The 25,813-nt window shown below is 71.3% G+C and carries 30 protein-coding genes and 3 pseudogenes; 11 read left to right on the top strand and 22 right to left on the bottom strand.

The features are described 5' to 3' along the window. The first annotated feature begins 180 nt into the window (after positions 1-180). Both ACFY0K_RS32585 and ACFY0K_RS32580 read left to right on the top strand, forming a co-directional pair. The gene (locus ACFY0K_RS32585) at positions 181-1,017 is read left to right on the top strand and encodes an alpha/beta fold hydrolase (protein WP_390642825.1); all 837 of its coding nucleotides are present in this window, start codon (positions 181-183) and stop codon (positions 1,015-1,017) included. After that, positions 1,010-1,585 carry a TetR/AcrR family transcriptional regulator gene (locus tag ACFY0K_RS32580; RefSeq protein WP_390642823.1) on the top strand — a complete coding sequence of 192 codons (576 nt, stop codon included), beginning with the start codon at positions 1,010-1,012 and terminating at the stop codon, positions 1,583-1,585. Before ACFY0K_RS32585 ends, ACFY0K_RS32580 begins: the two co-directional genes overlap by 8 nt. Here ACFY0K_RS32580 and ACFY0K_RS32575 read toward each other — a convergent pair. Further along, positions 1,545-1,853, bottom strand: coding sequence for a hypothetical protein (locus ACFY0K_RS32575; RefSeq protein WP_390642822.1), 309 nt, complete (start codon positions 1,851-1,853; stop codon positions 1,545-1,547). The two genes, ACFY0K_RS32580 and ACFY0K_RS32575, sit on opposite strands and share 41 nt — an antisense overlap. Before the next feature lie 197 nt (positions 1,854-2,050). On the opposite strand from ACFY0K_RS32575, the gene ACFY0K_RS32570 reads away from it, so the two are divergent. The 4 genes from ACFY0K_RS32570 to ACFY0K_RS32555 all read left to right on the top strand — a co-directional run bounded on the left by ACFY0K_RS32570 (position 2,051) and on the right by ACFY0K_RS32555 (position 4,348). Next, on the top strand, positions 2,051-2,245 hold the full coding sequence (locus ACFY0K_RS32570) for a hypothetical protein (RefSeq protein ID WP_390642821.1): 195 nt from the start codon (positions 2,051-2,053) through the stop codon (positions 2,243-2,245). Between the two features lie 148 nt (positions 2,246-2,393). Next, complete coding sequence (locus ACFY0K_RS32565) at positions 2,394-3,272, top strand: alpha/beta fold hydrolase (protein WP_390642820.1); 879 nt, start codon at positions 2,394-2,396, stop codon at positions 3,270-3,272. Between the two features lie 100 nt (positions 3,273-3,372). After that, positions 3,373-3,780 carry a DUF2848 family protein gene (locus ACFY0K_RS32560; protein WP_390642819.1) on the top strand — a complete coding sequence of 136 codons (408 nt, stop codon included), beginning with the start codon at positions 3,373-3,375 and terminating at the stop codon, positions 3,778-3,780. Positions 3,781-3,949: 169 nt separating this feature from the next. Further along, on the top strand, positions 3,950-4,348 hold the full coding sequence (locus ACFY0K_RS32555) for an acetyl-CoA synthetase (protein WP_390642818.1): 399 nt from the start codon (positions 3,950-3,952) through the stop codon (positions 4,346-4,348). A gap of 44 nt (positions 4,349-4,392) precedes the next feature. Here ACFY0K_RS32555 and ACFY0K_RS32550 read toward each other — a convergent pair whose 3' ends face one another. The 13 genes and pseudogenes from ACFY0K_RS32550 to ACFY0K_RS32490 all read right to left on the bottom strand — a co-directional run bounded on the left by ACFY0K_RS32550 (position 4,393) and on the right by ACFY0K_RS32490 (position 16,370). Next, positions 4,393-7,032 carry a glycosyl hydrolase gene (locus tag ACFY0K_RS32550; protein ID WP_390642817.1) on the bottom strand — a complete coding sequence of 880 codons (2,640 nt, stop codon included), beginning with the start codon at positions 7,030-7,032 and terminating at the stop codon, positions 4,393-4,395. 426 nt (positions 7,033-7,458) lie between these two features. Continuing rightward, a pseudogene (locus ACFY0K_RS32545) lies at positions 7,459-7,623 on the bottom strand (alpha/beta hydrolase); the annotation flags it as partial. A gap of 205 nt (positions 7,624-7,828) precedes the next feature. Next, a complete protein-coding gene (locus ACFY0K_RS32540; protein WP_390642816.1) occupies positions 7,829-8,116 on the bottom strand; it encodes an SCO5918 family protein in 288 nt (95 codons plus the stop codon). 82 nt (positions 8,117-8,198) lie between these two features. Beyond that, entirely contained in the window at positions 8,199-8,609 is a 411-nt protein-coding gene (locus ACFY0K_RS32535) for a hypothetical protein (protein WP_390643061.1), read from the bottom strand. Positions 8,610-8,738: 129 nt separating this feature from the next. Next, entirely contained in the window at positions 8,739-9,137 is a 399-nt protein-coding gene (locus ACFY0K_RS32530; RefSeq protein WP_390642815.1) for a helicase-related protein, read from the bottom strand. A 431-nt stretch (positions 9,138-9,568) separates the two neighbouring features. Then, positions 9,569-9,775: a cold-shock protein gene (locus ACFY0K_RS32525; protein ID WP_390642814.1), complete on the bottom strand. Its 207-nt coding sequence runs from the start codon at positions 9,773-9,775 to the stop codon at positions 9,569-9,571. Positions 9,776-10,003: 228 nt separating this feature from the next. Further along, complete coding sequence (locus ACFY0K_RS32520; protein ID WP_390642813.1) at positions 10,004-10,342, bottom strand: MerR family transcriptional regulator; 339 nt, start codon at positions 10,340-10,342, stop codon at positions 10,004-10,006. A gap of 247 nt (positions 10,343-10,589) precedes the next feature. Further along, positions 10,590-11,921: a guanine deaminase gene (gene guaD / locus ACFY0K_RS32515; RefSeq protein WP_390642812.1), complete on the bottom strand. Its 1,332-nt coding sequence runs from the start codon at positions 11,919-11,921 to the stop codon at positions 10,590-10,592. A 204-nt stretch (positions 11,922-12,125) separates the two neighbouring features. After that, on the bottom strand, positions 12,126-12,353 hold the full coding sequence (locus ACFY0K_RS32510) for a DUF6480 family protein (protein ID WP_390642811.1): 228 nt from the start codon (positions 12,351-12,353) through the stop codon (positions 12,126-12,128). A 418-nt stretch (positions 12,354-12,771) separates the two neighbouring features. Further along, a complete protein-coding gene (locus tag ACFY0K_RS32505; RefSeq protein WP_390642810.1) occupies positions 12,772-13,941 on the bottom strand; it encodes an aromatic acid exporter family protein in 1,170 nt (389 codons plus the stop codon). Between the two features lie 158 nt (positions 13,942-14,099). Beyond that, positions 14,100-14,384 (bottom strand): hypothetical protein, encoded by a 285-nt coding sequence (locus ACFY0K_RS32500; RefSeq protein WP_390642809.1) that lies wholly within the window; start codon positions 14,382-14,384, stop codon positions 14,100-14,102. 134 nt (positions 14,385-14,518) lie between these two features. Beyond that, on the bottom strand, positions 14,519-14,872 hold the full coding sequence (locus ACFY0K_RS32495) for a SpoIIE family protein phosphatase (protein WP_390642808.1): 354 nt from the start codon (positions 14,870-14,872) through the stop codon (positions 14,519-14,521). Between the two features lie 23 nt (positions 14,873-14,895). Then, positions 14,896-16,370: pseudogene (locus ACFY0K_RS32490) on the bottom strand (aminotransferase class I/II-fold pyridoxal phosphate-dependent enzyme). A 132-nt stretch (positions 16,371-16,502) separates the two neighbouring features. Between ACFY0K_RS32490 and ACFY0K_RS32485 the strand changes: the two are divergent. Next, a complete protein-coding gene (locus ACFY0K_RS32485) occupies positions 16,503-16,829 on the top strand; it encodes a plasmid stabilization protein (protein ID WP_390642807.1) in 327 nt (108 codons plus the stop codon). Between the two features lie 21 nt (positions 16,830-16,850). Here ACFY0K_RS32485 and ACFY0K_RS32480 read toward each other — a convergent pair whose 3' ends face one another. The 6 genes from ACFY0K_RS32480 to ACFY0K_RS32455 form a co-directional block, all read right to left on the bottom strand. Beyond that, positions 16,851-17,852 (bottom strand): iron-containing redox enzyme family protein, encoded by a 1,002-nt coding sequence (locus ACFY0K_RS32480; protein WP_390642806.1) that lies wholly within the window; start codon positions 17,850-17,852, stop codon positions 16,851-16,853. Next, a complete protein-coding gene (locus tag ACFY0K_RS32475; RefSeq protein ID WP_390642805.1) occupies positions 17,849-18,073 on the bottom strand; it encodes a CDGSH iron-sulfur domain-containing protein in 225 nt (74 codons plus the stop codon). The genes ACFY0K_RS32480 and ACFY0K_RS32475 overlap by 4 nt, the downstream gene beginning before the upstream one ends. Next, a complete protein-coding gene (locus tag ACFY0K_RS32470) occupies positions 18,057-18,737 on the bottom strand; it encodes a HemK2/MTQ2 family protein methyltransferase (protein WP_390642804.1) in 681 nt (226 codons plus the stop codon). Before ACFY0K_RS32470 ends, ACFY0K_RS32475 begins: the two co-directional genes overlap by 17 nt. Before the next feature lie 10 nt (positions 18,738-18,747). Continuing rightward, entirely contained in the window at positions 18,748-19,167 is a 420-nt protein-coding gene (locus ACFY0K_RS32465; protein ID WP_390642803.1) for a hypothetical protein, read from the bottom strand. Positions 19,168-19,580: 413 nt separating this feature from the next. Continuing rightward, a complete protein-coding gene (locus ACFY0K_RS32460) occupies positions 19,581-21,110 on the bottom strand; it encodes an FAD-dependent oxidoreductase (RefSeq protein ID WP_390642802.1) in 1,530 nt (509 codons plus the stop codon). A gap of 220 nt (positions 21,111-21,330) precedes the next feature. After that, positions 21,331-21,660 carry a DUF3040 domain-containing protein gene (locus ACFY0K_RS32455; protein WP_390642801.1) on the bottom strand — a complete coding sequence of 110 codons (330 nt, stop codon included), beginning with the start codon at positions 21,658-21,660 and terminating at the stop codon, positions 21,331-21,333. Positions 21,661-21,985: 325 nt separating this feature from the next. Here ACFY0K_RS32455 and ACFY0K_RS32450 point away from each other — a divergent pair. The 4 genes and pseudogenes from ACFY0K_RS32450 (at position 21,986) to ACFY0K_RS32435 (ending at position 25,028) form a co-directional block, all read left to right on the top strand. Beyond that, a pseudogene (locus ACFY0K_RS32450) lies at positions 21,986-22,646 on the top strand (GAF and ANTAR domain-containing protein). Between the two features lie 245 nt (positions 22,647-22,891). Next, positions 22,892-23,062: a hydrophobic protein gene (locus tag ACFY0K_RS32445; RefSeq protein WP_093498613.1), complete on the top strand. Its 171-nt coding sequence runs from the start codon at positions 22,892-22,894 to the stop codon at positions 23,060-23,062. A 604-nt stretch (positions 23,063-23,666) separates the two neighbouring features. Then, positions 23,667-24,011 (top strand): hypothetical protein, encoded by a 345-nt coding sequence (locus ACFY0K_RS32440; RefSeq protein WP_390642800.1) that lies wholly within the window; start codon positions 23,667-23,669, stop codon positions 24,009-24,011. Positions 24,012-24,062: 51 nt separating this feature from the next. Then, entirely contained in the window at positions 24,063-25,028 is a 966-nt protein-coding gene (locus tag ACFY0K_RS32435) for an LLM class F420-dependent oxidoreductase (RefSeq protein ID WP_390642799.1), read from the top strand. 8 nt (positions 25,029-25,036) lie between these two features. Here the strand turns inward: ACFY0K_RS32435 and ACFY0K_RS32430 are convergent, their stop codons facing one another. Further along, entirely contained in the window at positions 25,037-25,243 is a 207-nt protein-coding gene (locus ACFY0K_RS32430; RefSeq protein ID WP_390642798.1) for a hypothetical protein, read from the bottom strand. A gap of 95 nt (positions 25,244-25,338) precedes the next feature. Continuing rightward, positions 25,339-25,569: a DUF5133 domain-containing protein gene (locus ACFY0K_RS32425; protein ID WP_390643060.1), complete on the bottom strand. Its 231-nt coding sequence runs from the start codon at positions 25,567-25,569 to the stop codon at positions 25,339-25,341. Between the last annotated feature and the right edge of the window lie 244 nt (positions 25,570-25,813).

Here is a 25,813-nt window from a genome sequence, read left to right as displayed (position 1 = left end):
GAGCCGGTGGCCGTGCCGCGCGGCGGCCCGGCGACCGGCTCGAAGGCGCCGTCCGCCCTGCTGCGAACCCCCCTTGCGTACGACCTTCCGGGCGCTCGGGGACCAGCCGTTGACAGACCTGGCTAACAGCATTAGCTTGAGGCTAACGGCGTTAGCCACACTGGTCTCCTGGAGGACGCAATGACCGAGTACCTCGCCGTCGAGGACGGCACGATCGCTTACGAGGTGGCGGGGTCCGGCCCGCTGGTGGTTCTCGCGCACGGCATGGGCGACAGCAGCGCCGCGTACCGTGCGGTGGTCCCGCGGCTGGTGACGGCGGGCTACCGGGTCGCCGCGGTCGACCTGCGCGGCTGCGGCGAGTCCAGCGCCGACTGGCCCGCCTGGAGCCGCACCGCCATCGCCGGCGACCTGCTCGCCGTGATCCGCCACCTGGGCGGCCCGGCCGTGCTCGTCGGCCACTCGATCTCCGGCGGTGCCGCCACCGTCGCCACGGCGCTGGAACCCTCGCTGGTCACCGCGGTCGTCGAGCTGGCACCGTTCACCCGCAAGCAGTCGCTCCGCCTGGGCGACCTGCGGGTCGGGCGGTTCCGGCGGGGCATGCTGCGGCTGCTCGGCGCGGGCGTGTTCGGCAGCGTGCCGCTGTGGCGGTCGTACCTCGACGTCGCCTACCCCGGCGTGAAGCCGGCCGACTGGGCCGAGCGGCTGGGCCGGATCGACGCCATGCTCCGCGAGCCGGGCCGGATGAAGGCCCTGCAGGGCATGGGCCGCACCACTCCGGCCGACGCCGGCGCGCAACTGGGCAACGTCCGCTGCCCGGTGCTGGTCGTGATGGGCACCCTCGACCCCGACTGGGCCGACCCGCACGCCGAAGGGGCGGCGATCGTCGACGCCCTGCCCGCAGGCCTCGGCAGCCTGGAGATGATCGAGGGCGCCGGACACTACCCGCACGACCAGTTCCCCGACCAGGTGGTGTCGCGCATGCTCCCCTTCCTCCACTCGGCCGCCGCCCGTGCCTAGGAGCGGCCTGGACCCGGCGGCCGTCGTCGCGGCCGGTGCGGACCTCGCCGACGAGGTGGGCTTCGCCAACCTGACGATGGGCCTGCTGGCCGAACGGGTGGGCGTTCGCACCCCGTCCCTGTACAAGCACGTGGGCGGCCAGGAAGACCTCAACAGGCGCATCGCCGCCCGGGCGTTGGGTGAGGCCGCCGACGCCGTGGGCGGAGCGGCCCTGGGGCACGCGGGCCGCGAAGCCCTGGCGGCCGCGGCCCGGGCCTTCCGCGCCTTCGTCCTGGCGCACCCCGGCCGGTACGCCGCCACGATCGGCACGGAACCGGCCGGCCCCGACGATCCACTGGCCGTCGCGGGGCAACGGCTGCTCGGCGCGTTCACGGCCGTCCTGAGCGGCTACGAGATCCCGGAGTCCGACGCGGACCACGCCCTGCGCACGCTCCGCAGCCTCTGCCACGGCTTCGCGACGCTGCAGGCGGACAACGGCTTCCGGTGGAGCTCCGGCACCGACGAGAGCTTCGACTGGCTGATCGCCTTCACCGACCGGGGCCTGCGCGCCACCGCACGGCGCACGTGAGCCCTCCGGCAGCCGCACCGCCCCCGCGTTCGGGGTCCCAGACCAGGAAAGCGACGCGGACCACCGCGAGCACCAGCGCCGCGGTGATGCGCGCGCGGAACGACGGTGTGCCCTCGCCCTCCAGCCACTCCTGGAGCGCGGCGCCGAAGTGGGCGTTGGCGATGTCGTGGAAGGGCTCCAGCGAGGGATCGGCCCGCAGAATTCGGCGGCGGACCTCGACGACCTGCCCCTGGGACAGCACGTAGTCACGCGCGGCGTTCGCGAGCACCGACCAGGATGCGCCGCCGGACGTCCGGCCCCGCAGCAGCTCCGCCGGCCCGTGCGTCGACGGGGCCGGGCTCGGTCGCCGTTCACCCGGACGGCGTGATTCCGGTCGTGCGGGTGGGGGTGGCGGGCGAGGGTGGCAGGAGCCCCGGCCGTCCGGATGGCGGCGATCGCGGTGGCGCCGTCAGCGAGGGAGCCGCGATGTCCCCCCACACCGAGGCCGGGCCCGCCGAGCCGGCCGTCGAGCGGGCCAACGCCGCCGTCCTGCGCCGTTTCCCGTCCGACGACACCCGGGACCTGGAGGACGCGCGGCGCGGTTTCCTGGGCACCGCCCAGGACAGTGCCGTCAAGGACCCCGACGTCGGGTGGTGTGGGACCTCGGCGCCCACGGGTTGAGTCGGGCCGACGCCACGGCGTCCGGCACAGCGACGACCCCGCTCGCCCCTCCGAGCCAGACCTAACCACTAAAAACGCCTTGACAGGTTATATCTGGCGTGCTCGACTGGCTGCATAACCACTCAAGCCCATCAGAAGGGTTAGGGAGATGGCGCTCGCGGCACCCGCAGTCCACCACCGCACCACCACCGTCGACGGCCTCGAGGTCTTCTACCGGGAGGCCGGCGACCCGGAGGCACCCGCGGTCGTCCTCCTGCACGGCTTCCCGACCAGCTCGCACATGTTCCGCAACCTGGTCCCGGCGCTCGCCGACCGCTACCGCGTGATCGCCCCCGACCACATCGGGTTCGGCCAGTCCGCCATGCCGAGCCCCGAGGACTTCCCGTACACCTTCGACGCCCTCACCGACGTCACCGCCGGACTGCTCCGTCAACTGGGCGTCGAGCGGTTCGCGATGTACGTGCAGGACTACGGCGCCCCCATCGGCTGGCGGCTCGCCCTCCGGGCCCCGGACCGGGTCACCGCGATCATCACCCAGAACGGCAACGCCTACGAGGAGGGCTTCGTCAAGCCCTTCTGGGACGGCGTCTTCGCCTACGCCGAGTCCCCCGGACCGGAGACCGAGGCGCCGATGCGCGGGGCTCTGACACCCGAGGCCACCCGCTGGCAGTACGTGAACGGGGTCGCCGACCCCAGCCTGGTCAGCCCCGACAACTGGGTCCACGACCAGGCCCTCCTCGACCGGCCGGGCAACGCCGGGATCCAGCTCGGGCTCTTCCGCGACTACCCCACCAACGTGGACCTCTACCCGCAGGTCCACCAGTACTTCCGCGACTCACAGGTCCCGCTGCTGGCGGTCTGGGGCGCGAACGACGAGATCTTCGGCCCCGCAGGCGCGGAGGCCTTCCGCCAGGACCTGCCCGACGCCGAGATCCACCTCCTCGACAGCGGCCACTTCGCCCTGGAGAGCCACCTCGGCGTCATCACCGAACACATCCGCGACTTCCTCGCCCGCGCCCTCGCCTGACCCGCAGGGCGCTCAGGCGGCCGCGTCCGGTCCCGGGCCGTGCAACTGGCGCGATCAGGGTCGGCGCCGTCTCGCCCGGCACAGGCGCTGCGGCAGCGGTGTGGCGGTGAACATACCGCGGGGGCGGACTTCGTCTTCAGCGCGCCGAGCCGGTCGGCGTTCGGGCCGTGGACGTGCGCCGTCTGATCGTGGTGTTCCGCGGCCAGCAGGTTGGGACAGCCGTCGGGCAGAGCACGCGGTTCCAGGTGGCCGGCGGTGGCGTCCGCCCGTCGCCGGCGGGCCGCGGCATCGCCCTGCTCCGGCCGCCCAGCACGGCACGCTCGCCGAGCTCCTCGCCCCCGCCTACTGGATCGACGTCCTGCGCTCCCGGGGCGCGCTCACCCCCGGCACCGTCCTGGTCTGCGGCACCATTCCCCATGGCCTCCGCCTCCACTACGACATCGCCCTTGCCTGCCCCCATCGGCCGACCCGACGGCACACCACGGGCGTCGTCGCAGGAGCACACTGAGGGCGGCTCGGCAATGACGGAACATCTCTGGCGTACGTGCCGGCCGGGAGGTGCTGGGATGCGGTGGTGGACCGGGGGATGGATGGTCGCCGGGATGGTGGTCCTGGCCGGATGCCACGCGTCGGAGGGTGGCGGACCGGTGGGAGGACCGTCGGACAGCAACAGCTCAGTGAGCCCGACCAGGGAAAGCCCGGCCGCGTCGGCCTCCGGCCCCTCCGCCGCGCCGGGGAGCTGTGCCGCCGGGCACGCGAAGGTCACCGTGGGTCCCGGTGACGCGGTCGAACAGCGACTCTGTGTGCGGCCCGGGACCGTGGTGTCGCTCGTCCTGCGGCCTCGCACGGACGACAAGCGGTGGACGGCCGTGCGGAGTTCCGCGCCGGCTCTCGTCCTCGCCTCCGGCTGGCGGGTGGACGGGGACGGTACGTCCCGGGCTTCGCTGCGGTGTGCGGGGACCCGGGCCGGTGCGGCCGAGGTCACCGCGTCGGCGAAGGCACCGGACGTGGCGGGTGCCGCGAAGGTCGCCTTCACCCTGCACGTGAGCGTGGTGCCGTACCCGACGCAGGGGTGACCCCGGAAGCCGGGATCACCCCTCATCTGACTGCCGGGTGTGCGTCAGTCGAGGTCGCGGACCTTGACGGTGTAGATGCCGCGGCCGTGGGTGGCCGCGTACAGGCTGCGGCCGTCGGGGCTCAGCTTCAGCTGGAGCACGGCGACGGCCGGCAGCGAGCCGACGCGCTGCCACGTGGTGTGGCCCGGGGCGCGGTAGACGACGCCCAGGTCGGTGGCGACGGCCAGGCCGCCGTTGGGCAGGACGATCGCCGAGTTCGTCGGCACGTCGGGGAGGTTCTTCGAGATGTCCTTCCAGGTGGTGCCGCCGTCGGTGGACTCGAAGACGTGGCCCACGCCCGCACCGGGACCCTCGGTCCAGTGCCGGGAGAAGCCGTTGACGGCGAGGAAGACGTGGTCGGCGTTCTTCGGGTCGATCGCGAAGCCGCTGAGGTAGCGGTTGGGGACCGTGCCGTTCACCGGCAGGGTGATGTCGTGCCAGCCGGTGCCGTCCGCGTTGCCGACGGAGATGCCGCGGGCGAAGCCCTGGTTGTTGCAGGGGCCGCACCAGGCCGCGTACACCTTGCCGCCCGAGGCCGCGACGGCGGTCGCGGTGCGGCCGGCGCCGAGGTCGTACACGCTCTTCCACTCGGAGCCGCTGCGGATGGCGTAGCCGTGGGTCTGCACCCAGATGTGCCGGCCGCCCGCGATCCAGGTGTTGCTGTCCTTGGCGTCCGTGGCGAGCGGGGCGATGAAGCGGGCCTCGCTGGTCGCGTTGTCGGCCGGGGCGACGTTGTACGACGTCGCCTTGCTCGGGTCGGTGACCCAACCGCCGTCGTTCACAGCGCAGTTCTGGGTGACCTGGATGGCGAGGTAGACGTACTCCTCGGCGATGTTGCAGCCGTTGGCCGGGTCGGTGAGGGTGTCGCCGCCGTCGCCGCCGAAGTTGGAGCCCATCACGCTGTCGTTGCTGCGCAGCACGGACTGGCCGTTGTCCTGGAGGCCGCCGGTGACGGAGACGCCGCCGTGGTCGAGGTCCTTGCCGACGCCGACCGAGTAGTACTGGAGGGTGTCGATGGTGCCGTCGTTGAGGGAGGTCCAGTCGGTGGCGTGGCCGGAGGCGTCCTGCGAGCCGTTGACCGGGCGCTTGTAGACACCACCGTCGTTGCCGACGTACACGAAGCTCTTGCCGTGGTAGCTGCCGATCGCGACGCCGTGCTGGTCGGAGTGGGTGGTCGGGTTGCAGTCGCCGGTCTGCTTGGCCGGGTCGATGGACCAGCAGGAGAAGTTGAAGTTCCAGTAGGGGCCGACGGTGGACCAGGTGGTGCCGGCGTCCTTGGTCTCGTAGACCTCCTCCAGGCCCGCGTACACGTGCTTGGGGTCGTTCGGGTCGACGGTCAGGAACTGGTTGTACCAAGCCTGCACGCCCGGCATGTAGCCGCTGCTCGTCAGCGCCGAGCCGTCGGCGGCCAGCTGCTTGTAGTCGGCGATCTTCGTCCATGGGCCGGACGGCGAGGCGGCGCTGTAGATGCCCTCGAGGCCGCTGTCCGGGTTGGTCGCCAGCTGCTCCGGCGACTGGTCGATGACGTAATAGCGGGAGCCGTCTGCGGAGCGGGCGAAGGTGACGTTGCCGACGTTGTCCGCGTCGGTCGGCAGGTCGCCGAAGCCGCTGTTGATCCGCGTCCAGGCGCCCTTGGAGTTCCTGGTGTAGAAACCGTTGTAGTCGTCGCCGCTGCGCCAGCCGACGGCCAGGATCACCTTGGACGGGTCCTTGGGGTCGATGGCGATGTCGTTGGCGATGTTCTTGTACGCGGCCGAGGGGTCGCTCGCCAGTGAACCGCCCGGCAGATAGTCGGGGTTGGGCGCGAACTCCAGCTTCCAGGCGCCCTTCAGGTTCTTGGTGGAGTGGCTCCACACGCCCTCGCTGGTCGCCGCCCACACCTTGCCGCCGCCGAAGCGCAGCTCGTGGATGGTGGTCGACTCCAGCTCGTCGCCGCCCACCCGGCTGCGGGCGGAGAAGGTGCCGTCGTGCGGGTCGGACAGGACGTAGACGCCGCTGCCGAGGTAGGCGTCCGCGTTGGTGGTGGCCTCGCCGGTGCCCAGCCACAGCCGGCCCGCGCCGTCGACCGTGAGTGCGCCGGTGGACTGGGAGGGCAGCTTGTCGCTGATGGGCTTCCAGTGCCCGCCGCCCCGCTTCGAGCGCCACACACCGCCGCCGGCGCTGCCCGCGTACACGTACCCGTCGTCGTCGGCGGCGATCGCCGCCATCCGGCCGGTCACATTGCCCGAGCCGCCGCTGGAGTTGGAGTCGATGTCCCGGTAGCGGGAATCGTCGGAGTTGTACGGCAGGTCGGTGACGTTGCGCCAACGGCCGCCCGTGCTCGACAGGTTGGTCAGGTCGGACCAGGCGGCGCCGTACGCGCCGGGTGCGACGATGCCGGGCGAGGTGCGGGCCTCCGCGTACTGGTCCGCGCCTTCGGCTATCTCGTCGGCCTCGTTGCCGTCGTCCCCGTCGTCGGCCTTCAGCTTGGGGCTGACGGTCCCTATGGAGTGCTCGCGTTCGGCGGCGAGCTGGGCGAGAGCACGCGCCCCGAACGGGCTCTTCGTCTTGCCTGCCGCAGCGCCTGCGGGTGTCGCGACGAGTGCGGCGGATGCGGAGATGGCACAGATCGTGAGCCATCGTCTCTTACGGGTTGGTGCTGACACCAGATCCTCCGAAAACGGGTGGTTGTACAGCCGACGTGGAGAACCCGACCACCGGCCGCAGAAGCCGTCCGGCATTTGGCCAAAACTTTGACCAGAACCTGTCGCTTCGACGGCCGGAAGCCACCCGGCCCGTCGCTCCGCCACCGGGGACTCCGGGTGGACCACCGAGAACTGCGGGTGCGACCGAGGCGACGGCGTGGATCACGGCGATCCAGAACGGTGGGCGCAGCCGATGGCCGAGCGCCTCGCACAGGACCAGCCCGACGAGCGGGCCGATCACCGCGCCGACGGTGTCGGCGTTGCACGCCGAAGGCACTCACGCGTGGCAGAACGCCTTTCACCGCCTCGCCCGTGCTACGAGCGTCGCGTCACTGTCATCGATGCCTTCTTCGGCCTCGCCGACCTGATCCTTCGGCCCCGCCGCGGTCACTTCGGCAGATCGGCGGAGAGGAAGGGAGCAAGGAGCGCGAACAACGCGTCGGGGCGGTCGAGGGGGATGATGTGGCCGCAGTCCTGGAGGTGGTGCCCGACCAGGTCGTCGGCGATGGGACGGAGTTGGCGCTCGAGCCCGCTGCCGACGGGGTGGGAGCCGAAGCCGACGCCCAGGAAGCCGACGCGGGGTAGGCAGGCCGGTTCCATGCTCAGTACCGGTGGCTGGGGTATTCGAGGCAGCCGGCACCGCCGGGCACGTCGTTGCCCTGTGCGGACTTGTCCGGTCGGCGCCGCCGCGAGAGTCACACGTCCTTGGCGTCCCGGCCGGCGAACGGCACATGCATCGCCTTGATCCCGCAAATCGTCACCAGCCGAGCGCGTCCTCGTCGGCTCGCGCATCCCGGAGCGGCGCGGGCGGGGGCGCGTCGTGGCAGGTGAAGCCGAGCCGGGTCAGGGCGCGGCGCATCTCGAACGAGGTGAAGTCCCGGCGGTTCTGCCTGGTGATCACTTCCCCGACCTGCATCACGGGGTAGGTACGACCCTCGATGGTCACGGAGACACCGGTGACGGGTTCGGGCGTGATGCCGTCCATCGACTTTTCGACCTCGCTCTTGGTCAGGTCGAAGGGGAAACGGGCAATGACACAGCGCATGGATGCCTCCGCAGGAGTGGGTGAGAACACCGGGGAACGGCTCTGGAGAGGCCGGACGCGCGTCGGCGGCCGGACGGGGTGGTCAGGAGGTGAGCGCGAGGACGCCCAGGGCGTAGCCGTGGTCGTCGACCACGGGGGAAACGTTCAGTATCCGTACCCGCATGGCCGCTTCCGCGTCGCCGAGCGCGGCCGCCGACGCGGTGAACGGTCCGCGGTCGAGCGGGATGTCGCGCAGCCGGGTCCGGTCGCTGAACCACGAACCGCCGCGGTGCGCGGTGAGCTGGGCCCGGGTGACCAGTCCCGCGCACCGCCCGTCCTCGTCCTGGAGGAGCAGGTGCGGGACGCGAGCCCCGATGAGCACGGACAGGGCCACGTCGACCGCCATGTGGTCGTCGACCTGCGGTCCGAGGGCGTACAGCATGGCGTCGCGGGCGGTCAGACCGGTGCCGTCGGCCTTGCCGGACCGGTGTGCCCGGGGCGGAGCCGGCGTCATCGGCGGAGTCGGTGTCATCGGCGTGCTCGGCGTGCTCGGCGTCAAGGGCTTCTCCTCTTCGTCGGGGCGGGCAGCAGCGCGGCGTCTCGGCCTGGCTGCCGGGAGCGGGGGCGCGTTCCCCGTGGCGGGCTATGCGGTCGGCCCGGGGGCGGAGCGCTGTCCGACCACCGGCGTGCGGGCTCCGGTGATGGCGTGCAGTTCGGCCGCGCCGGGGCGGATCCGGGCCGTGTGCGGGGTGATGCCGGCGTCGGCCATCAGCCGGTCCACCGCCCGGCGCTGGTGCGGCAGGACAAGGGTGACGACGGTGCCGGACTCGCCGGCCCGGGCGGTACGGCCGCCGCGGTGCAGGTAGTCCTTGTGGTCGCCGGGCGGGTCGACGTTGACGACCAGGTCGAGGTGGTCGACGTGGATTCCGCGGGCCGCGACGTTGGTGGCCGCCAGGGCCGTGACGTGGCCGTCCTTGAACCGGGCGAGCGGCCGGTTGCGCTGCGGCCGGGACTTGCCGCCGTGCCGGGCCGAGGCGCGCACTCCGACGGACGGCAGGTGCTCACGCGGGAGCGACCGGAGGTGCCGCTGATACGGCGGGTGCGGTTCAAGACGGAACCTTCCTCGATACGGCGTATCGAGGAATTCCGTCCGACGGCGGGCGGCCGTACGAGGAATCACAGGAATGAGCCGAAGAAAAAACCGAACGCCTGGCCTCTCGGTACCGAAGCCAGGGCTGTCGTAAATCCGGATACCCGGATATCCCAGAAACCCGGAGGTCTCGGATATCGGAGATCCCGGATACCCGGAGGCCCCGGAGATGCCGGAAAGCCCGGAACCCCGGAAACTGCGGAACTCGGGTATCCAGGTGTCGAGGTGTACGGGTAACGCAATGGCTGGGGCCCGCACCCCAGGAGCGCGGGCCCCAGCCACGTGATGCGCGAGCCACTGGCTCGCGACGCTGCGCGTCGGTCTCAGGCAGCGACGATGTTCTCGGCCTGCGGACCCTTCGGGCCCTGCGCGACGTCGAAGCTGACCTTCTGGCCTTCCTGAAGCTCGCGGAAGCCGCCGTTGCTGATGATGTTCGAGTAATGAGCGAACACGTCAGCGCCACCGCCGTCCTGCGCGATGAATCCGAAGCCCTTTTCCGCGTTGAACCACTTCACGGTGCCAGATGCCATATTGAATCTCCCTCGGGGGGCAGTATCGGCCCCGCACTCTGCGGAACCGAGTCGCCGCGATGATCACCCCTCCGGAAAGATCCGGAAAGCCATGCAAAGAAAAAGCCTCTGGTAACCAAAACTGCAACAGCTGTCACGCTAACACAGCCGGGAGGACCCAGCCATACACTTTGGGGCCGGCCAGGCAATTCTCATCCCGCCGGAACCGGTATTTCTGCACCGGCGGAACTAGATATCAGCGTCGCCCTCGTCCAGCTTCCGGCGTATTTCGCGGTTCAGGCGGAGGGCGTCGTCCAGCTGGTCCTCCAGGGAGATGATGCGGCACGCGGCCTCGATGGGGGTGCCCTGGCCGACCAGCTCGCGGGCGCGGGCGGCGACGAGCAACTGGCGGCGGGAGTACCGGCGGTGTCCGCCTTCCGAGCGAAGGGGGGTGATCAGCCCGGCCTCACCGACGGCCCTGAGGAAAGCGGGGGTGGTGCCGAGCACGTCGGCGGCCCGGCCCATGGTGTAGGCGGGGTAGTCGTCATCGTCGAGGTTTCCGACGACGGGGTCGTTCTCGGCGGGCATGACACCTTCGTTCCGGGAGCTCTGCGGAGGACCCAGAGTGCGTGGCACCCGCGCTCAGGAGGAATCAGCACCATCTGCGTCGTAGCCACAACCCTATCGGCGGCGGGCGCAGACATGTGGACTCGCCGTGACAGATTTCCTTCCGGGCTGATCCGACGTCCGTCCGCCGGCCTCCCGTGCCGGGCCCGGCGAGCCGCCGCACTCGTCACCCGCCGCCGACGACGGCCCGCGTACGTGACACCTGCCGTCAGCTTCCCGTGGGTGCCGTGTCGCGGTCGTGGGCGAGTTCGCCCGCCACATAGGTGGCCCGTACGGCACGGTCGTCGCCCAGGACCGCCAGGACGAACAGCAGCTCCTCGATGTCGGCGACACGCGCGGCGCGCTGGGCGAGCAGCGGGGTGGCCTTCGGGTCCAGGACGACGAAGTCGGCTTCGTGCCCGGGTTCGAGGGTGCCGATCCGGTCGTCGAGGCCCATGGCCTGAGCGCCGCCGAGGGTGGCGAGGTAGAACGCCTTGACCGAGTCGAGCGGGTAGCCGGCCAGTTTGGCCACCTTGTACGCCTCGTTCATCGTGGCGAGCAGCGAGAAGGTCGTACCGGCGCCGATGTCCGTGCCCAGGCCCACGTGCAGGGGCCGGCGGGGGTTCTTGGCGTCATCGATGCGGAACAGGCCGCTGCCCAGGAAGAGGTTCGAGGTGGGGCAGTGGGCGACGGCCGCACCGGCCTCCGCGCACCGGTCGCGCTCGACGCGGGTCAGGTGCACGCCGTGTGCCAGGACGGCTCGGGGCCCGAGCAGCCCGTAGTGGTCGTACACATCGAGGTATCCCTGTCGCTCCGGGAAGAGGGAGCGCACCCAGGAGATCTCTCCGGCGTTCTCCGAGACGTGCGTGTGCATGAGCGCCCCGGGAAACTCGTGCCACAACGCCGCGGCCGCCTCCAACTGCTCCGGGGTGCTCGTGGGCGCGAAACGGGGCGTGATCGCGTAGAGGTTGCGGCCCTTGCCGTGCCATCGCTCCAGCAGGTCCCTGGAATCGTCGTAGCCCGTCCTGGCGGTGTCCAGCAGGAGGTCCGGGGCGTTGCGGTCCATCAGTACCTTGCCCGCGGCCATCCGCATGTTCCGCCGGGAGGTCTCCTCGAACAGCGCGTCGACCGACTGGGGATACACGGCGCAGAAGGTGAGGGCCGTGGTCGTGCCGTTGCGCAGGAGCTCGTCGCAGAAGACGGAGGCGGTCCGGCGTGCGTACTCGGCGTCGGAGAAACGCTGTTCCTCGACGTAGGTGTAGTGGTTCAGCCAGTCGATGAGCTGCAAGCCGAACGCGGCGACGATCGCCGTCTGCACGTAGTGGGTGTGGGTGTCGACGAAGCCCGCGGTGATCACGTGATCCGGGTAGTGGACCGGGTCGGTGCCCTCGGGCAGCCGGTCCCGAAGTGCCGCGTAGCCGCCGGCCGCGACGATGACGCCGTTCTCGCACAGGAGCAGGCCATCCTCCTCGTGGACGAAGGCGCTCGCGCGATCGGTCAGGAAAGGGTCGTCCCGGAACCATACGAGCCGTCCGCGCACAGCCGTCAGTGCCGGTGCCACCCTCGCCTCCTCTCCCGCTGCCAGAGCTGACGGCCGGTCGGCGCTGCGGATGAGATGCGGGCGTCAGATGCGGGCGCCCGGGGCGACCGGACCAGGTGGATACGGAGTACCCAGGAAGCGCTGATGATTCCTCTGCCGTTGATTCCGGCCGCCCCATGGCCGGCTGGATTCCCCCACGCGTATCCGGGCCGGCATCGTTCATCGCTACCCGATCAGTGCCACCACCATCGCGATGAGGCCGATCGCGACCAGAAGCACCACAGTCATGATCAGGACGAGCGGCATGGCCGCCCACCCCTTGCGCAGCTCGGGCGGCTCAGGATGGGAGATGCCGGAGATGCTTCCCTCAGCGGGTGGAGTTTCACCCGGTGGCACACCGCCGCCGGGTTCGAGTCCGGGGGTTCGGCCCGGTGCAGGATCAGGAGTCGTCATGACACGGACTCCTCTCGGATCTCGTGGGGCCGCGGCGGAAGGCCACGGATTGCCGGAGCTGCATCTCGTAAATGAACTCGGGCATTTCGAGTTTCCCTCACCCATGCGCCCAAACGGTCACATCGGCCCCGCCGACCGTCCGGCGACCCGAATGGATCAACCGGTCCCGGGCACTCAGCCCCAAACGGACGGAATCCTCACTGTGCGGCAAACAGGCCGCATCCGCATGCGAGCGGGCGCGCAGGACGAGTTCCAGTGCCCGTCAGCGGGAGCCGTTCGGCGGAGGAAGGACGATCAGATCTTCCTCGCCTCTCCGGAGGCGAGCTACGTCACCGCGGAGGTCGTCAACGCCACGGGCGGTTCCCCGCTGCCGTAGTGCGCCGGAACGCCGCAGCGGCCGGACATCGAAACCCTGCACTCACCCATGTCCGTCCGAGCCGAGCTGAGCGGTCAGCCGTCGGGCGTGGGCCAGCAGCGCGCCGTGCGTCGCCAGGGTGCCGGGACCTCCTTGTACGGCGTCGTCGGGCAGTGTTCGGTGGAGTTCGTCGAGACTGCGGCGCAGTTCCTCGGCGGTCCCGCGCAGCGCCTCCTGGGCGCTCGGCTCCGTGCCGGTCTCCGCGAACCTGGTCCGGCCGTAGAGACCGATCGCCCGGCCCGCGTGGTGCAGGACGTCGGCATAGGGGCCGGTGATGCGCGGGCCGGGGCGCGCTGACTCGTCCTGGTGGCCGGCGATCTCCAGCACGGTGCGGGTCACGCCTTGGAGGTGCACGGCGACGTGGTCCAGTACGGCCAGTGCGTCGTCGTACGTCCTTCCGGGCGGGGACACGGCACGCGGACCGCGACCGCGATGGTTGCCCCGCATGCTCTCGCGGCTCCAGCCGACCGCGGAACGGGCCTGCTCGACCAGGCGCCCCAGGCGCAGCGCGCGCTCGTGCCACACCCCGGCCACATGCTCGTCCCACTCTCCCCGGGCCAGCCCCTCGGCCACCGAGGAGAGGATCCCCTCCGCTTCTTCGGACGCGTCCTGGAGGGCGGCACGGGTGTCGCGCAGATACACCGGGGGCCGGATCACCGCGTTGACCGTGATACCGACCACCGCACCGAAGACCGCCTCCGCGACCCGCGCCCCCGAAGTGACGACGGTGACCTGCCCATTGGTCAGGACGAACAACGCGGCGGTGGCTGCATAGATGCCCTGACTGCCCAGGCGCCGCCACCGCGTCAGCAACAGCACCGCCGGGAGCACCACCGCCATCACGGCCATCGTGTTGTCCAGCACCAGCGCGACGAGGGTCGCCGCCACCGTGCCCACCGCGATCGCCGCCAGCTGCTGCAGACCGTGCGCGAGCGACCGGTACACGGTCGACTCCACGAGTACGACCGCCACCCAGGGAGCGACGAACGCCACCGGCGCCTGCAGCCACCATCCGGCCACCCCCCACGCCAGACAGGCGGCCAGTGCCGCCTTTCCGGCCTGTACCGCCAGATCGCGTTCACGGCCCGGCTCCGTCCACACCCGCCGCACCGCCCGCACGGCGGCTCCGCCCTGCCGCCGAACCGCCCGCGCCACCCAGCCCGTCCACTCCATGACACAGCCAGTGCCACATCAGGCGCCCCGGATGCGCCTTGTGACCACCATCACGGGAGTCAGCCGAGCGCTGCACGGCAGGTAACGCCGGCTGCCGCAGGCCGAGCAGTAGTGGTGTCCGGCGGGTCCGCCGGACACCCGCCGGTGTCGGTATCCGCTCAGGCCCGGTTCGTACCCTTCACCAGCGGGGCGGGCCCACCAGGCACCGCCCAGCACTCCCGCCCGCCTCCCTGGCGCGGCCAGACCTCAGGGCCGCCGCCGTACCACTCCACGCGCCCCGACTCGGCCACGTCCAGCTCGTCCCCGTACACGAGCTCGACGCGCTGAAGGAACAGCGTCAACTCGTGCAGGGAATACGCCGTGCCCAGGAACCGGCCGTCGAGATACACGCGGCGGCCACCGGATCCGCCGGGCGGCTCCACGACTGCAGACCTCGCACCCATGACCCCAGCCTCTCCCCGTCAAAGCCTGTCCGCATCCCACGGCGAAACCCGGCAACGTGGCCGTCTGCCTGCGCCAACGCGGACTCCCGTCGGCGCCGACCACAACCTGGTTCATCACGGCGAGTCACGGCGAGTCACGGCATGAGCTTGTCCTGATGGCCGGCGCGCCATTCCGCGAGGAGCACGGTCGCGTCGTCGTCCAGATGGCCCGCATGGTGTTCGACGACGGCGCGCATCAGCCGGCGGAGGGTCTCGTGGAGCGTCTGGTGGCCGGAGTGGTGGCGGACGATGAAGTCGACGAAGCGGTCCCGGCCGAACTCGCGGCCCTCCGCGTCCCGGGCCTCGACGATGCCGTGCCCGGTCCACCGCGAAGACGGCCACGTCCCGCAGGCCGGGTATCCGGGTCTGCTCGGTCCACAGCCTGCCCTGCAGCCGCCGCTTCCCGGCTCGGTTCGACACCGCCGCTCAGGGCGCTGACGGAGGGCCATTGGCCGGGGCGGCGAAGGCGACGTCAATCGGGCTCGGCGACGACGCGCACGGTCTCCAGTCGCTGGTCGGCCGCGTCCGGCAGGAACATGCCCGCCTCGACCCCCGTGACCAGGTACTTCAACACCGGCTCGGTCAGTCGTTCACCGGGCAGGACAGCGGGGATGCCGGGCGGGTACGGGGTGATCATCTCGGCGGCGATCCGGCCCGCCGCCTCGGCCGTGGGGATCTTCTCGTGCCGCGCGAAGTAGGCGTCACGAGGGAGACGGCCTTGGTCCATACGCAGATCGGCCGGGGAGGGGACGACGACTTGCGGGGCGTCGCGGAGTTCGGTTACGTGGCCGGCGAGGTCGCGCAGGCCCGCGAGGAGACGTGCGGTGGTCTCCTCGTCGTCGGCGTGGGTGAGTTGCGCGCTGACGCGGCGATGGTCGAAGAGGTGGGTGTCGATGTGGTGGTGGGTGCGCAGCCAGTCGGCGGCGCGATAGCCGGTGGTGCCGAGCTCGGCGATGTCCATGACGACCGGGAGGGGGTCGAAGTCGTGCGCGAGGCCGGGGCCGCAGAAGTCCCGGGCGTCGTTGACGTGGAAGCCGTCCACGGCCTTGATCGCGGTACGGGTTTGGGCAGCCAACTCCAGTGCGCGCCCGATGAGTTCGGGACCGCGCTCGACCATCTGCCGGCGCCAGGCGTCGATGCCCGCGTAGAGGAGGACGTTCGGGCTGGTCGTGCCGAGGAGGTCGGCCCGCGAGGCCAGTTCGGCGGGGTCGACGAGGTCGCCCTGGAGATGGAAGACGGAGCCCTGTTCCAGGCCGCTGCCCATCTTGTGGATGCTGGTCACGCAGATGTCGGCGCCCGCGTCCATGGCCCAGGTCGGCAGGTCGTCGTGGAAGGGCAGGTGTGCTCCCCACGCCTCGTCCACGATCAGCGGCTTTCCCCTGCGGTGGCAGACCTCGGCGATGCCCCGGAGGTCGGCCGCCGAGCCGTACGGCGTGGGGCTGGTGACCAGGGCACCGTCGGCGTCCGGATGCTCGGCGAACGCCTGCTCGTAGGCCGCCGCGGAGGGCGGATGTGCGAGATGCCGGGAGGCGTCCCACCGGGGCTCGACCCACACCGGTTCGACGCCGGACAGGATGAGCCCGGCGACCACGGACTTGTGTGCGTCGCGCCCGACGAGGAGCCGGTTGCCCGGGCGGGTCACCGCCAGCATGGCGGCCTTCACCGACAGGGAACTGCCGCAGGTGGAGAAGAAGGTGTGGTCCGCGTGCACGGCATCGGCCATGAGGTGTTCGGCCCGCTCCAGCACACCGCCACGGGTCAGGCGGTCGTCCAGGCCGCCGTTGGCCAGGACGTCTCCGAAGAAGACGGCATCGCCGAGCACCGCACGGCCCGCGGATCCGCTCCGCGTGCCTGTTTGTGGCCCGGCGGAGTGAACCCCAGTTCGTCGGCGTCGTGGTAGCGGGCAAGGGCTTCGAGGACCGGGGCCTCTGCGTGGTTCGGGACCATGCGCGGCGAGTTCCCCTGCCCCCACGGCGCATGCCCCGCGACCGCGGAAACGCGTGCGAGTGATGCTTCCGCCGTGGCTGCGGGGGAACTCGGCGGGCGGCAGACGGGCCCGAACGTGGAAGGAGAGGCGTCATGCCTGCTGGATCGAGCTCCAAGCGGGAGCGTCAGTACGAACACGTCAAGAAAAGCGCCCAGGACCGCGGTGAGTCGACGAAGCGGGCCGAGGAGATCGCGGCACGCACGGTCAACAAGGAGCGGGCCAGGTCGGGCGAGTCGAAGACCGCGAGCAAGACCTCGACCCGTGACCCGAAGTCGGCCTCCCAGCGCGGTGGGCAGCGCTCGCACAGCGGTGCGGAGGGGCCGACCAGGGACCAGCTGTACGAAGAGGCGAAGAAGCGCAACATCGAGGGCCGGTCGTCGATGACGAAGCAGCAGTTGCGGAACGCCCTCGGCCGGTGAGACGAGAGTTCCGCGAGGGAGTCACGGTGCGTTTCCGCGCAGCGCCGTGGTTCCCTCGCGCCAGGGGGTGAGGAGCCTGGCGGCGAGGCGGTCCTCCAGGCAGCCGGTGGCACGGATCCCGAAGACCACGTCGGCGTCCAGGTGCGGCTCGCTCTCCAGGAGTCCGCCGACGACGTCGTGGCGTACGACCTGTTCGTGGACGGCGTCCGCCTCGACGTGTTCGGTGTAGAACCGTACGGCCGCGGGGCCGGCGCCGGTCCGGCGCATCGCCTCGGCCAGGCGGCGCGAGGCCGGGGACGAGGTCACCTCGACGGCGGCGAAGTGCCCGACGAGCGCGGCACGCAGCGAGCGGTGCAGACCGAGCAGGGACATCAGGTTGACGGTGGCGAGCGCCTCGGCCGGTGCGACGTCGACGTACCGGCCGTACGTTGTGTCCAGGCCGAGGTCCGCCATGAGGGCGGCGAAGAGTTCCGCGTGGATCTCGTCGGCGCGGCCGGCGCCGAACTCGTCGTACTCGACGGCGACCATGGCCGCCTTGGCGCGCCCGCGCAGCCGGGGGATGACCCAGGCGTGCGGGTCGGCCTCCTTGAGGTGGTAGAGCGAGCGCACCGCGGCGTACTCCCGTAGGTGCCGGAGGCCGCCCTCGGCCTGGAGGAAGTGGGAGACGCTGTCCCCGGGGTCCGCGGCCGGCTCGACCTGGAGCTCGTCGAGTGCCCGCGCGGCGGTGTCCGCGCCCTCCACCACGGGCACGTCCGTGCGGAGTGCCGCCAGGAAACGCCCCTCCAGTGCGGCGCGGACGCCCAGCAGCCCGCTGTCCCACTCCAGGTCGTCGGGGACGCCGTCGAAGCCCTGGTAGTGCAGTTCGTAGAGGACGTAGAGGGCGAGCTGGAGATCGTCGCCGTACGGCGCGCAGCGCGCCGGGGTCGGTACGCCGGCCGCATCCGCACCGCGCAGAGCGGCGATCACGGCGGCCGAGAGCGGACCGCGGGCTTCGGGCAGCGGCGGGGAAAGCCGTCGGATCACGAGGCATCGCCGCCTTCAGCGGATTGCTTGCCGCGGCAGCGGTGGCTGGTGTCGCACCAGGGGAAGATCCGGCTGCGCCGGCAGGTGCAGACGGCCACCGCGAAACGCGTCGACTCCGTCACCTCGCCGTTCTCGTCCACCACCTCGACCGGCCCTTCCACGAGGAGGGGCCCGTCGCGCTGGACGCGGATGCGGCAGGGCCGCTCAGGCGTGTTCGGCACGGATCACCACCAGCTCCTCGGTCGTCCCGTCGGCTGCCAGGCCGCGTTCGCGCAGCCAGTCGAGGCGAGAGCGCAGGACCTGCCCGAACGGCAGCCTGCTCCGCTCCACCACCTGTGCGCTCAGCCCGGCCGCCGCGAGACGGGTGAGCGTGGCGCCGGTGCCGCACAGGTGCGAGTGCACGATCAGAAGTGTTCCCGTCGGCCGCAGGACCCGTGGCGCGGTGTCGCAGATGCGGTCGATCAGCATCCGGCCGTCCGCGCCGGCGTCCCACGCCCGGGCGAGTCCTCGGGGAGGTGCGTCGCCCGGAGCGGGCACATAGGGCGGGTTGGCGATCACCAGGTCGAAGCGGCGGCCGCCGGGCAGCGCTGCCGTCAGGTCACCGTGGCGCACTCGCAGGCGCTGCCCGTTCAGCAGGGCGTTGATCCAGGTGACGGCGACGGCCCGCCACGAGATGTCGACGGCGGTGACCCGGCCACCGAGCCGGGCCGCCTCCATCGCGAGCATGCCGCTGCCGGTGCCCAGGTCCAGGACGTCCGTGTCCCGGGTGATCCGCTCCCGGGACAGTGCCCGTCGCAGCAGCCGGGTGTCGGCCTGGGGCGTGTACACGCCTCGCGGGGCCCAGCAGCGCAGCGGCCGGGCGGCGGAGAGAGAGTCTGCGGTCACCGTGCCCTCCTCAGCCGGACACCCGCAGCGGCTGCGCGGTCAGGGCCCGCGCCACGCCGATGAGGCTGTCGGCCATGGTGCGGCCGGTGCCGTGTGCCCAGCCGCGCCCTTTCGGCTCCTCCAGGTAGTCGGGCAAGCAGTCGGGTCCAGGACCGGGGCCGAGGTGCCAGTAGGTCCACGCCTGGCCCGGGTTCGAGTAACCGATGTCCGCGAGTGCTTCCGAGATCTCGCTGGTGACATGGTGCGCGTCGTCCTCGTTCCCGGTGACCACGACGCCGGCCACGCGGTCGTAGGCGACGGGGCGGTTCTCAGGCCACTCGTCGCCCGCACCGGCGTCGGCGACCGCGCCTGGGGCTGCGGCCAGGTCGACGGCCCGCAGGGAGGGCTCGGGGGACTTCTTGAGCGTGCAGTCGATGACGAGGGCTTTCACAAGGGCTCCGATGCCAGGGAGACCGCCGGGTACAGGTGCTACGGCGGAGGCCGGTGGTGCGATCGCCGGGTTTCCGTCGTCGTGAGCCGAAAACCCAATAACTCCTCGTACCGGAGACTTGCGTGAAAAACGCGAGGCCCTATGGCGAATCCGGCCAGGTGGGAGGCGAGTGGACCCGCCTCCTCCGGCCGACCGGAACCGCGACACACGGCTCCCGCTGGGAACGCGACGGGTACCGACGTTCTGGTAACGCCACGGGTACCGACGTTCTGGCGCGCGAGTGTTCGCGGCGGCGTAGTACTCGCACCGCGCCTCCCGGGCAAGGGATGTCCGCTACTGGACAGTTCGCATCGGCGCCCCATGCACACGAGCCGTGAGCGACCGGCCGTCGCCGGCTCGCAATCCCGCGCGTCTTACAGTTCCCGCTTTTCCAGCGGCTTCACGGCGGGGCCCTGGAGGATCCGGCCGTCCGGGGCGAAGCGGGAGCCGTGGCAGGGGCACTCCCACGCCTGTTCGGCGCGGTTGAAGGCGACGAGGCAGCCGAGGTGGGTGCAGACGGCGGACACGGCCCGGAGCCGGCCGCTCTCGTCGCGGTGGACCGCGCAGTGGTGCCCGCCGAGCCGCACCACGGCGCCGTCGCCCGGTGCGAGGTCCTGGGGCCGGGCGCCGGTCGCGGACGGCAGCCGGTCGCCGACGAAGTGGCGGGCGACCTGAGCCTGGTGCTTCAGGAACGAGACCCCCTCGCGTACGACGGGACCCACTCGCCGCGGGTCGTACAGACTCGCCCACTCCACCTCGCGCCCGCCGGCGAGGTCGCTGATCAGGCGGCCCGCCATGATGCCGCCGCTCAGGCCCCAGCCGCCGAACCCGGTGGCCACGTAGACGTGACGGCTGCCGGGGTGGAGCGGCCCGACCAGGGGCACGGAGTCGGTGGAGTCGTTGTCCTGGGTGGCCCAGCGGTGGGTCGGGGTCAGCCCGGGGAAGTGGTCGCCTGCCCACGCGGAGAGCCGGGCGAAACGCTCCTCGACGTCGGCGGTGCCGGGCGTGAAGTGCTCGCCGGTCACGATCAGCAGGCGTTTGCCGTCCCCGTAGGGTGCGCTGCGCACGGAGCGGGTGCCCTGCTCGGGCGTGATGTACATGCCCAGCGGGGCCAGGGCCTCGTCGACGGTCCCGGCCACGACCAGCTCGCGGCGCGGGGAGAGCCGGGTGAACAGCAGCGCCCGGTCGAAGACCGGGTAGTGCGTGGCGACGACGACCTTCTCGGCGCGCACCGACACGCCCGCGTCCGTCTCCAGCACACAGGGCTCGCCCTCGGTCAGGCCCACGACCCGTGTCCCCTCGTACACCGTGCCGCCACGCCGGCGCAGGTCGTCCGCGAGCGCCAGCAGGTACTTCCGTGGATGGAACTGGGCCTGCCCGGTCACCCGGACCGCCCCGGCCACCGGGAACGGCAACTCCGTCTCCGTCACGAACTCGGCGGGCAGCCCGGCCTCCCGCGCCGCCAGCGCTTCCGCGCGCAGGTCCGCCACCCGCTCGGGATTGCGCGCGTAGGTGTAAGCGGCCGCTTCCTCCCACGCGCAGTCGATGCCCAGCTCCGCCACGAGCTCGGCGGCGCGCCGGATCGCCTCGCTCTGCGACCGCGCGTACAGCCGTGCGCCCTCGGGGCCGCGGGTGCGGCGCAGGTGGTCGTAGACCAGGGTGTGCAGGGCGGTCAGCTTCGCCGTGGTGTGCCCGGTGACGCCGGCGGCCAGCCGGCCGGCCTCCAGAACGGCCACCTCACGCCCCTGCCGGACCAGCTCCCAGGCCGTACTGAGCCCGGCGATGCCCCCGCCGATCACGGCGACCTCCACGGAGAGGTCACCGGACGGTGGCGGTGCGGGTTCGCCGGGCGGTGCCGTCTCCAGCCAGTACGACCCCCGGATCCCGCTCTCGGTGTCTTTCATGGCCGCACCCCTGTCTCGACGTTCATGGCAGCCGGGTTCCCATCCCGATGACGTGACACCGTGAACCAGCCCGGAAGCCGCAGGACCGCTTCTTCTGACCGGTCCCTGGGTGGCCGGTTCGCCGAACCTGACGGCCGCGCCCAGACGGTCCAGGACCGGCGTGACGGTCCGGCCCCCCTCGGAGACCCGGGCCGCGAACCACCCTGCGGCGGTGCCGGGTTCAGAGCCATGGTGACGGCGTACGACGGGCCGCCCCGGTGATGCGGCACAGCAGCCGGAAACCCTGCACCAGCGTGACGGGCCACAGCGCGGCGAAGCAGCAGATGACGGCGGGATCCGAGGTCCGGATCCCCGCGACGCCGAGAACCAGCGAGGCACAGGCGAGCGCGGCCACCGACAGCGGCAGCCACAGCCGCCGGGAACCCGGGTGCGGCTGCCCCATACGGCGGGCAAGGCGCCGGTCGGCGCGCAGCTCGGCCGCGATCCGCTGAAGGGCGAGGCGCTCGTGCGGCGACAGCACGACGTCATCGGGGTCTTTCCGCTCGGCCATGGTCACCACCTCGTCCGTCCCGCGAGGCGGGTTCCCCGCAAAGTCCCGTTGACGCCTGCTCCCCGGGCGCGCGCCTCTGCGGCTCCCGACGGCCGTTTCGTCCTCGTCTGCGCCGGGGACCCGGCCGGGACAACGCCCACCCCTGACCCACTACTGCCTGACCGTGCAGCCGAAGCCCGCGCCGGCCGGCATCAGGCGTCACCCCTACGGCCTGAACTCACGTCCCCTGTCACGTGGCGGTTTCGTGGAAGGCTGGGTAGAAGGCTGGTCCGATGTGGGACGAGCGAAGGAGAACACGGTGGACTGGGGTCGGTTCGCACAGGAGATGGCGGCGATGGCACGGGATCTGCTGGCCCAGGACTCGGTGGCCGCCACGCTGGAACGGATCACCGCTTCGGCCACGGAGCTGGTGGACGGCTGTGACGCGGCCGGCATCCTCGTCCTGCACGACAAGCGCGTGGAGACCCTCGCCCACCCACCAGATGGCCATCGACAGCGACCGGCTCCAGGAACGCCTGGGAGAAGGCCCCTGCTTCGACGCCGCCCACAGCTCGCGCGGCGAACGGGTGTTCCGCATCCCGGACCTCACCGCCGAGCTCCAGCGCTGGCCCGCCTACGCCCCCCAGGCCCACAAGCTCGGAGTGGGCAGCATGATGGGCTTCCTGCTGTTCACCGAGGACGCAGACCTCGGCGCCCTGAACCTCTACTCCCGCGAGCCCGGCACCTTCACCACCACCAGCGAGACGGCCGGGGTGTTGCTGGCCTCCCATGCCGCGGTCGCCTTCTCCGCCGCCCGCACCCACGCCCAGCTGGAACAGGCCCTCGCCACCCGGTACCTCATCGGCGAGGCCATGGGCATCGTCATGGGCAGCCACCGCCTCACCGAGGAAGAAGCCTTCAACGTGCTGCGCCGCTACTCCCATACCAACAACATCAAACTGCGCGAGGTCGCCCGCCGGGTCTGCGAAGAAGGCGCCCTGTCGTGACCTGAACGCCGGCTTCCCCGGCGCGGCCACTTCGGGCAGGGAGCGGCGCCAGACCTCCCCAGGCGCGGCGCCGCTTCCCAGCCAGCCTGCCCCGACTACCCCCAGGCTCCGGCCCTACACCCGCGTTCTCCTGCCCCTACCGCCAGCGGCCCAGGAAATGCCCCGAGTTCCCCTCTATAAACAAGGCATCGGCGAAGAATGAACCAGCGACCGTGGGGCAATCGGGGCGCAGGAGGTTGATAACCATGGTTCCCCTGCTTCTCGTCCTGCTTCTGGCACTCATTCTGTTCGGCGCGGGCTTCGCCCTGAAGGTCCTCTGGTGGGTCGCGGTGGTCGTTCTGGTCGTGTGGCTCCTCGGCTTCGTCATGCGGTCCACCACCACAGGGGGCGGCCGGGGTCGCTGGTACCGATGGTGAATTGACGGCACCCCGCGCTCCGCTGAAGGACCCGTCCACACCCGTGGCCGGGTCCTTCACCCGTGTTCACGGCCAGATCAGAGGAACCCCTCGCAGCAAAGTGGGTTGGCTTTGCCGTGGCCCGGAGACTCGACCTGCAAGTTCCACGACGTGTGGGCGTGCGGTGCACACACCCGGAACGGGGGCACTCGGTCTCCTGGGGCACCGACGGGCGGTGCTCGCCGAAGGAAAGGGAAACTCGTGTACATAGGTCTGGGTACCGTCGTCCTGATCATCGTCATCGTCGCCGTCGTCATGATGCTGCGCCGCTGACCCGTGCTCCTCGTGCGATGGCGGGCGCTCTTGTCCGTCCCCCGGCACGGTCCTGACCCCCCTCGTTCTGAGGGCGTCGAGGGCGGCATCATCGTCGGCCGTCGGGGTACCTGAGCGCCTCGAGCGGGCGCCGCGCATTCCGGCACATCCGTGGCATCCGTGGCATCCGGGTAGCCATGCCGACGAACCGCCCTGCTGACGCTCCGCGCGCCGTGGAAGCGGAGGCGGGCGACGCTGGAGCGGACGCCCCGTGACCGTCCCCGAAGGAGAGCACCAAAGGAGGGTGAGCCTGATGGCCACCGTGTCACTCACCGGAGCGTCCCAGCAGGACGCCGCCACCGTCTTCGACGTCCTGCGCACCGCGTTCCCGACCGACCGCCCCACCGGCGACCTGCCCAAGGAGCAGCCCGGCGGCCGCTCCACCGTCTGGAGCGCGGAGTTCGAGCCGACGCAGGAGTGGATCCCGACCGATCCGGTCCATCTGGAGGGCTCGGTCTCCGCCACGCTTCAGGGCTCCTACCTCGACGTGGACCGGCTCCGCGAAGCCCTGGGTACCGCGTTCGCCGTGGACGAGCAGGGCACAGCGTCGGGAGACCAGGAGAAGGAAGTCGACCTGCGGCTCGCCACCAAGCGGTGACGGGGCGGAAGTCCGTCCCCGGAAACCCAGACGCCTGAGGAGATGAGCGCCATGGTGCAGATCGGGTACACGATGATGACCGAGCAGGCCGGTCCGCGGGAGCTGGTGGCCCACGTGGTGGGGGCCGAGCACGCCGGTTTCGACTTCTCGGTCACGTCCGATCACTACTTCCCCTGGCTCGAGTCCCAGGGGCACGCCTCCTACGCGTGGAGCGTGCTCGGTGCCGCCGCGCAGGCCACCGAACGCATCCCCCTCATGACGTACGTGACCTGCCCGACGACCCGCTACCACCCGGCCGTCGTCGCGCAGAAGGCCGCCACCCTGCAACTCCTCTCCGAGGGCCGCTTCCGCCTCGGCCTCGGTTCGGGGGAGAACCTCAACGAGCATGTGGTGGGCGGTGGCTGGCCTGCCGCGCACGTCCGTCTGGAGAGGCTGGAGGAGGCCGTCGAGATCATCCGTGCGCTCTTCGCGGGCAAGAACGTCAACCATCACGGCGTCCACTTCGAGGTGGAGAACGCCAAGCTGTGGGATCTGCCCGACGCACCCCCGCCGATCGGCGTCGCCGTCTCCGGCGACCGTTCGTGCGAACTCGCGGGCCACCTGGCCGACTTGCTGATCGCCACCGAACCCAGGCCGGAGCTGATCTCCGCGTTCGACCGGCACGGCGGCACGGGCAAGCCCAAGGTCGGTCAACTGCCCATCTGCTACGACACCGACCGTGACGCGGCGATCGCCCGCGCCCACGACCAGTTCCGCTGGTTCGGTGGAGGGTGGCCGGTCAACTCCGAGCTGCCGGGACCCGCGGCGTTCGCGGGTGCCACCCAGTTCGTACGGCCCGAGGACGTGGCCGAGTCCATTCCGTGCGGTGACGACGTGGACGCCGTCGTCACCGCCGTGCGTTCCTTTGTCGACGCCGGGTTCACCGAGGTCGCGCTCGTCCAGATCGGCGGGGAGCACCAGGAGCCGTACCTGGAGTGGGCCGAGCAGAAGCTGCTGCCCGCCCTCCGCGAACTGTGAGCACGTCGTCACCTGGGTAGGGGGCGTTCCGGCAGGCGGGGCGCCACGTTCCCGTACGGGAGATCCACCGGTCCGTGGGCCTCAGCGCCGGCGACCTCCTGCTGGACCACCTGCCCGGCGAGGGCGCCGACCGCGATCCCGACGAGAACGAGCAACTCACCGCGGCCCGTCACGCCCTCCACGCCACCTACTTCGAGCGGCTGCCTGCGCTGCACGCGGCAGGTGACCTGCTGCGCGCGCCGGCCGGCAGGACCGGGAGATCGTCCTGGCGACCTCGGCTCCGTCTCCCCCCGCCGGCGCCGGGGCCAGGTCAGCCGGCGGTGAGTACGGAGTCGTCCTGGGGGCGGGCGCCGGGCAGTCGGTGCCGGGCCGCGATGAGCGCGGCGTCGACGTCTCGGGTGCCGGTCGCCACACACAGGGTGTAGGCGACGTCGTCCATCCGCTGCCGTGCGGCGTGGCTGCCGTCCTCGGCGTGCAGCGCGCGCAGGGTCTCGTACTGCTCGATGAGGTCCTCCAACACCGCGGGGTGGGCCATCAGCACCAGACTCTCCATTCTCGTGAACCTGAACCTGTCGTTCGCGAGGCGAATACCCCCGGCCGACCCGCGCATGCGGTCGGTCGTGGGTCCGAGGCACGCGCGGTGCGAGGCACGGAAAGGAGTCGCCCCTTTTGCAGATTTTTGATTCTTATGCCGGGAACTGCCACCGCGAGTCGGCGACTTCCTACACGGCGCCCCCTTCACCGCTCAGCCGCCGAGGTCTCCTCGCAGGTGCGGGGTCTTCACG

Source organism: Streptomyces sp. NPDC001507 (assembly GCF_042894765.1).
GTDB lineage: Bacteria > Actinomycetota > Actinomycetes > Streptomycetales > Streptomycetaceae > Streptomyces.
The sequence above is the reverse complement of the archived record's forward strand: the minus strand, read 5'-3'. Positions and strand labels throughout refer to the sequence as shown.

Coding starts and splice junctions, on each gene's coding strand:
- ACFY0K_RS32585 (WP_390642825.1), top strand. CDS start 181: ATGACCGAGTACCTCGCCGTCGAGGACGGCACGATCGCTTACGAGGTG.
- ACFY0K_RS32565 (WP_390642820.1), top strand. CDS start 2,394: ATGGCGCTCGCGGCACCCGCAGTCCACCACCGCACCACCACCGTCGAC.
- ACFY0K_RS32460 (WP_390642802.1), bottom strand. CDS start 21,110: ATGAAAGACACCGAGAGCGGGATCCGGGGGTCGTACTGGCTGGAGACG.
- ACFY0K_RS32535 (WP_390643061.1), bottom strand. CDS start 8,609: ATGACGCCGGCTCCGCCCCGGGCACACCGGTCCGGCAAGGCCGACGGC.
- ACFY0K_RS32540 (WP_390642816.1), bottom strand. CDS start 8,116: ATGCGCTGTGTCATTGCCCGTTTCCCCTTCGACCTGACCAAGAGCGAG.
- ACFY0K_RS32435 (WP_390642799.1), top strand. CDS start 24,063: ATGGTGCAGATCGGGTACACGATGATGACCGAGCAGGCCGGTCCGCGG.
- ACFY0K_RS32485 (WP_390642807.1), top strand. CDS start 16,503: ATGCCTGCTGGATCGAGCTCCAAGCGGGAGCGTCAGTACGAACACGTC.
- ACFY0K_RS32500 (WP_390642809.1), bottom strand. CDS start 14,384: ATGGGTGCGAGGTCTGCAGTCGTGGAGCCGCCCGGCGGATCCGGTGGC.
- ACFY0K_RS32445 (WP_093498613.1), top strand. CDS start 22,892: ATGGTTCCCCTGCTTCTCGTCCTGCTTCTGGCACTCATTCTGTTCGGC.
- ACFY0K_RS32525 (WP_390642814.1), bottom strand. CDS start 9,775: ATGGCATCTGGCACCGTGAAGTGGTTCAACGCGGAAAAGGGCTTCGGA.
- ACFY0K_RS32455 (WP_390642801.1), bottom strand. CDS start 21,660: ATGGCCGAGCGGAAAGACCCCGATGACGTCGTGCTGTCGCCGCACGAG.
- ACFY0K_RS32510 (WP_390642811.1), bottom strand. CDS start 12,353: ATGACGACTCCTGATCCTGCACCGGGCCGAACCCCCGGACTCGAACCC.
- ACFY0K_RS32440 (WP_390642800.1), top strand. CDS start 23,667: ATGGCCACCGTGTCACTCACCGGAGCGTCCCAGCAGGACGCCGCCACC.
- ACFY0K_RS32520 (WP_390642813.1), bottom strand. CDS start 10,342: ATGCCCGCCGAGAACGACCCCGTCGTCGGAAACCTCGACGATGACGAC.
- ACFY0K_RS32570 (WP_390642821.1), top strand. CDS start 2,051: ATGTCCCCCCACACCGAGGCCGGGCCCGCCGAGCCGGCCGTCGAGCGG.
- ACFY0K_RS32495 (WP_390642808.1), bottom strand. CDS start 14,872: ATGGCCCTCCGTCAGCGCCCTGAGCGGCGGTGTCGAACCGAGCCGGGA.
- ACFY0K_RS32505 (WP_390642810.1), bottom strand. CDS start 13,941: ATGGAGTGGACGGGCTGGGTGGCGCGGGCGGTTCGGCGGCAGGGCGGA.